Here is a 5013-nt window from a genome sequence, read left to right on the forward strand (position 1 = left end):
GCGCGAGGCCGAGGCGGCGGCGCAGGCGGAGGCGGACGCCCAGGCCGCGCGCGCGATCCGCACGCCGGCGATGGAGGTCCAGAGCGGTGAGCGGTGAGGCGGACGCCGCCCTTCCCCCTCCCCCTGAAGCGGGGAAGGGTCTCCCCCGCAGCAGGGGGAGAGAGCGGAGCGCGTCGTCCGGAGACGGCGCTCCCCTCTCACGGCCCTCGCCGACGCGAGACCTTCCCTCCCCCGCTCCGGGGGGAGGGAAGACCGTGCCACCCGATGCCGGCCGCTTCGTCACCGGCTCGATCCTGCGCCACGTGGTGGTGATGAGCGCCACCGGCTCGATCGGCCTGATGGCGGTGTTCGTCGTCGACCTGCTGTCGCTGCTCTACGTGTCGAAGCTCGGCGACACCGACCTCACCGCCGCGGTCGGCTTCGCCGCGATCGTCCAGTTCTTCGCCATCGCCATCAACATCGGCCTAATGATCGCCGCCGGCGCCCTGGTCAGCCGCGCGATCGGCGCCGGCGACCGGGACGGCGCGCGGCGGATCGCGACCTCGTCGACGCTGCTCGGGCTCGCCGCCTCCGCCCTCCTCGTGGCGCTGCTGCTGCCGCTGTCCGACCCGCTGCTGCGGGCGATCGGCGCGGAGGGCGAGACGCTGACCGTGGCCGAGCGCTTCCTCTGGATCGCCCTGCCCTCGAACGTGCTGATGGGCCCGGGGATGATGTTCTCCGGGCTGCTGCGCTCGGTCGGCGCCGCGCGCCAGGCGATGTTCGTGACGCTCGGCGGCGCGTTGGTGACGGTGGGGCTCGATCCGCTGCTGATCTTCGGGGCCGGGCTCGGGGTCGACGGGGCGGCGATCACCACCTGCGTGGCGCGCGCCACCTTCGCGCTGATCGGCTGGCACGGGGTGCGCCAGCACCGGATGCTGGCGCCCGCGAGCCTCGCGGCGACGGTCGCCGACGCGCCGCTGGTGTTCCGGATTGCGCTGCCGGCGGTGCTCACCAACCTCGCGCCGTCTGTGGCGAGCGCCTTCCTCGCCCACGTGCTGGCCCGCTACGGCGCGGTGGCGGTGGCGGCCAACGTGGTGATCGACCGGCTCACCCCGGTGGCCTTCGGCGGGCTGTTCGCCCTGTCGGGCTCGATCGGCCCGATCCTCGGCCAGAACTGGGGCGCCCGCCGCTTCGACCGGATGCGCGGCGTGCTCCGCGACGGCGCGCTCGTGACCTTCCTCTACGTGGCGGTGGTGTGGGCCGCCCTGGTGCTCGCCCGCGGCCCGCTGATGCGGCTGTTCGCGCTCGACGGGGTCGCCGCCGACCTGTTCGGCTTCTTCTGCCTCGTCAGCGGCGGGGTGTGGTTCTTCAACGGCCTGCTGTTCCTGGCCAACGCCACGTTCAACAACCTCGGCTTCCCGTTCCGCTCGACCCTGCTCAACTGGGGCCGGGCGACGCTGGGCACGATGCCGCCGGCGCTCGCGGGTGCCGCCCTGTACGGGCCGCGCGGGGTTCTCGCCGGCGTCGGCATCGGCTCGCTCGCCTTCGGGCTGGCCGGCATCCTGATGGCCGCCCGCACGGTCACGCTGCTCGAGCGCGACGTCGTGGTGCCGGCGCGCGCGCCCGATCCCGAGGCGAGCGTCGCCGCCGGCCCGGCCCATGGCGGCGCGCTGGTGTAGCGCGCCGCGCCGCGTCGGCTGGCGCGACATCCCCGGCATCCCGGCCGCGACGCGATCCCCGGTGGATGCGCGGCACCGATCGCGCCGGGACGCGCCCGAACGTTGGCCGGCAACTGGCCAGCGGCGTCGATAAGGGTCTAGACTTGGAACGCGCGGCCCGCGATGCGGTTTTCCGCGCGGCGAACAGACCAAGGCCGCGTGATGTTCAACCCGCTCGACATGCTTCAGGCCCAGAACGGCGCCGGGATGCAGAGTGTGGCCCAGCAGTTCGGCCTCACCCCCGAGCAGACGCGCCGGGCGATGGAGGCCCTGATGCCGGCCTTCGCGCTCGGGCTGCAGCGCAGCGCCGTCCCTGACCCGACCGGCCTGTCGCAGATGTTCGGGCTGGCCGGCGCCCGCCCCGCCGCGAGCCCGGCACCCAGCCCGGCCGAGACCATGCTTGGGCAGATGTTCGGCTCGCCGGCCCTCACCCAGGCGATCCTGCAGCAGGCCTCCTCGGCCAGCGGCGTCGGCTCGCAGGTGCTGCGCCAGATGCTGCCGATGATGGCCGGCGCGGTGGTCGCGAGCATCGTCCACATGCTGCTGAACCAGCAGGCTCCGGAGGCCAAGGCGGCGCCCGCCCCGGCGCCCTCGCCGTTCGCGGTCGCGCCGGGCTGGGCCGAGATGATGAAGGCGTTCGTCCCGGCGCAGGCCACGCCGGAGGCGCAGAAGCAGGCCGCCAGGCCCCCGGTCTCGAAGCCCCAGGTCTCGAAGCCCGCGCCGAAGCCGGAACCCGATGCCGCCGGCGGCATGTTCCAGCAGATGCTGAAGACCGGCGCCGAAGTTCAGGAACAGAACGTCAAGGCGATGCAGGGCCTGTTCGAGGCGTTCTGGGCCGAGGCCGACCCGGCCAAGGCGGCCGCGGCCAAGCCCTCGGGCACGACGCCGAACGCCGACCCCGCCTCGGAGCCGGACGCGTCGCATCGGTCGCGCAAGGGCCGGCCGGGGACGCGCTGAGGTTGGTCAGTTCTGGCTGACCGCGTTTCCGATGGTCTGGTAGACGGTGCTGACCTTGGACGCGTAGAGGCGCAGGCTGCCGACGATGGCCAGGAAGACCAGCCCCGAGATCAGGGCGTACTCGATGCTCGTCGCGCCGCGCGCGTCGGCGGCGAAGCGGCGCTTCGGCGGCACGGCTCCGGCCCCTTTCGACAGTTCGACGGCCGTCCTCGACATCGATGATCGCCTTCCTCGGCCGAACCGGCACACGGCGACCCTACCCGCGCGACCTTGAGGATGTTTTAACTCGATCGGCGACGGGCGACGGTCGCGGCATCCGCCGAAGCAGGATCCGTGCGACCGGCCGTTTTGCGGGTCCCCTCCCCCGCTTGCGGCGAAAGGGGATGGGCGCTCGGGCGACCCGTCAGGAGCGGGCCCGCGCGGGCGCCTTCGCTCCGCTCAGCCGTGGCCGGCTTCCTTGCGCAGGGCGTCGATGCGCTTGGAGGCCTCGGCCTTGTCGATGTCGGGATCGAACGCCTCGGGCTCCTTGGTCTCCTCCGACAGGGTCTTGAGATAGGAGGCCTGCGCACCGGTCATCGGCTCGCCGCCCGTGGTCCACTGGTCGGGATCCTTGATCTGGTTCGACACGTCCTTCGGGTCGGTCTTCGGGTTCTCGTTCGAAGCGGACTTCGTGTCGGACTTGGCGTCGGACTTCGAATCGGACTTCGCCGTGGTCTTGGCAGCGGCCTTGGTCATCGGGCACTCACGCGTTCATGGAATGTTCCGTCAGAACGCGGCCCGCATCCCCGAGGTTCCCCGCCGGCCGGAACCGGCGGGGGATAAGACGCCTCAGGCCGCGCGGACCTTCAGGCTGCGCGCGCCTGCGGCTGCACCTCGGCGAGGTAGTCGTCCATCAGCGTGCGGGTGATCGCGCCCGGCGCGAACCGGTAGGGCCCGATCTCGGAGACCGGGGTGACCTCGGCGGCCGAGCCGGTGATGAAGCATTCCGAGAAGTCGGCCATCTCCTCGGGGCGGATGCGGCGCTCGGTGACCGCGAGGCCGCGGCGGCGGGCCAGCTCGATCACCGTCTGCCGGGTGATGCCGTTGAGGAAGCGGTCGGCGGTGGGGGTGTGGATCGCCCCGTCGCGGATGAAGAACACGTTGGCGCCGGTGCACTCGGCGACGTTGTCCTCGAAGTCGAGCATCAGCGCGTCGGCATAGCCCTTGTTCTCGGCCCGGTGCTTGGAGATCGTGCAGATCATGTACAGGCCCGCCGCCTTCGAGGCGCAGGGGGCGGTGCGGGGATCGGGCCGGCGATACTCGGCGATGTCGAGGCGGATGCCCTTCATCTTGGTGGCGGCGTCGAAGTAGCTCGGCCATTCCCAGGCGGCGATCGCCAGGTGGATGGTGTTGCCCTGGGCCGAGACGCCCATCATCTCCGAGCCGCGCCAGGCGACCGGGCGGAGATACGCGTCCTGCAGGCCGCTGACCTTGAGCACGGCCTCCTTGGCCGCGACGATCTCGGCGGCCGAATACGGCACCGCGAAGTCGAGCAGCTCGGCGGAGCGGCGCAGGCGCTCGGCATGGGCGAGGCTCTTGAAGATCACCCCGCCATAGGCGCGCTCGCCCTCGAACACCGACGAGCCGTAATGCAGCCCGTGGCTCAGCACGTGGATCTTGGCGTCCCGCCACGGCACCATGGCGCCGTCGAACCAGATGGTGCCCTCGCGCTCGTCGAACGGGATCACGGACATGGGAACGTCTTCCTGGAAATCGTCGCGGCCCGCGCAACCTGCGGGCCCTTCGGCGGGGACGATGTCGATGGGCGCGCATGCGGGCGGCGCCGGCGGGGTTGACGGGTACCAACCGGCCTGGAATATGTCAACGACACTGACGTATATCGCGCGCACGCTCCTCCTTCCCATCCTCTCCGCTCCGACGTCCTTCGCGCCGACGTTCGTCTCCTCTCCCGCCCTTCGCGCCGCAACCGGACCCGGGCCGCACGTGACATCTCCCGCCCTCCGCGAACGCAAGGACGCCGCCGAGCCGGCCGCCGCCTGCAGCAGCGACGACCTGATCGAGCTCCTGTTCTTCGCCTATCGCGACTTCGTCGGCGATCCGGACCGGATCCTGGCCGAGTACGGCTTCGGCCGGGCGCACCACCGGGTGCTGCACTTCGTCGACCGCTATCCCGGCCTGACCATCGCCGAATTGCTCGACATCCTGCGCATCACCAAGCAGAGCCTCAACCGGGTGCTGAAGGACCTGATCGGCCAGGGCTACATCGCCCAGCGGCCCGGCACCCAGGACCGGCGCCAGCGCCTGCTCACCTGCACGCCGAGCGGCGCGGCGCTGGCCGCCGACCTCACCCGCGTGCAGG

Annotated in this window: 6 protein-coding genes; 3 read left to right on the plus strand and 3 right to left on the minus strand. The window is 71.9% G+C overall.

The window, feature by feature from the left end:
- The first annotated feature begins 311 nt into the window (after positions 1–311).
- Together FV230_RS24350 and FV230_RS24355 are read left to right on the plus strand one after the other, a co-directional pair.
- A complete protein-coding gene (locus tag FV230_RS24350; RefSeq protein WP_147844234.1) occupies positions 312–1658 on the plus strand; it encodes an MATE family efflux transporter in 1347 nt (448 codons plus the stop codon).
- A 201-nt stretch (positions 1659–1859) separates the two neighbouring features.
- Positions 1860–2654 (plus strand): DUF937 domain-containing protein, encoded by a 795-nt coding sequence (locus tag FV230_RS24355; RefSeq protein ID WP_147844235.1) that lies wholly within the window; start codon positions 1860–1862, stop codon positions 2652–2654.
- Between the two features lie 6 nt (positions 2655–2660).
- Here the strand turns inward: FV230_RS24355 and FV230_RS24360 are convergent, their stop codons facing one another.
- The 3 genes from FV230_RS24360 to FV230_RS24370 all read right to left on the minus strand — a co-directional run bounded on the left by FV230_RS24360 (position 2661) and on the right by FV230_RS24370 (position 4387).
- A complete protein-coding gene (locus tag FV230_RS24360) occupies positions 2661–2870 on the minus strand; it encodes a Flp family type IVb pilin (RefSeq protein WP_147728602.1) in 210 nt (69 codons plus the stop codon).
- 222 nt (positions 2871–3092) lie between these two features.
- Entirely contained in the window at positions 3093–3389 is a 297-nt protein-coding gene (locus FV230_RS24365) for a DUF3072 domain-containing protein (RefSeq protein WP_147728601.1), read from the minus strand.
- A 110-nt stretch (positions 3390–3499) separates the two neighbouring features.
- Positions 3500–4387, minus strand: coding sequence for a branched-chain amino acid aminotransferase (locus tag FV230_RS24370; protein ID WP_147728600.1), 888 nt, complete (start codon positions 4385–4387; stop codon positions 3500–3502).
- 250 nt (positions 4388–4637) lie between these two features.
- On the opposite strand from FV230_RS24370, the gene FV230_RS24375 reads away from it, so the two are divergent.
- On the plus strand, positions 4638–5013 hold a 376-nt coding region (locus tag FV230_RS24375; protein WP_147844233.1), incomplete at its 3' end, for a MarR family transcriptional regulator.

The organism is Methylobacterium sp. WL6 (genome assembly GCF_008040095.1).
Lineage (GTDB): Bacteria > Pseudomonadota > Alphaproteobacteria > Rhizobiales > Beijerinckiaceae > Methylobacterium.

Bases quoted from the DNA above. Each gene is read 5' to 3' on its own strand.
- FV230_RS24350 (WP_147844234.1), top strand. From the start codon at position 312: ATGAGCGCCACCGGCTCGATCGGCCTGATGGCGGTGTTCGTCGTCGAC.
- FV230_RS24355 (WP_147844235.1), top strand. From the start codon at position 1,860: ATGTTCAACCCGCTCGACATGCTTCAGGCCCAGAACGGCGCCGGGATG.
- FV230_RS24360 (WP_147728602.1), bottom strand. From the start codon at position 2,870: ATGTCGAGGACGGCCGTCGAACTGTCGAAAGGGGCCGGAGCCGTGCCG.
- FV230_RS24365 (WP_147728601.1), bottom strand. From the start codon at position 3,389: ATGACCAAGGCCGCTGCCAAGACCACGGCGAAGTCCGATTCGAAGTCC.
- FV230_RS24370 (WP_147728600.1), bottom strand. From the start codon at position 4,387: ATGTCCGTGATCCCGTTCGACGAGCGCGAGGGCACCATCTGGTTCGAC.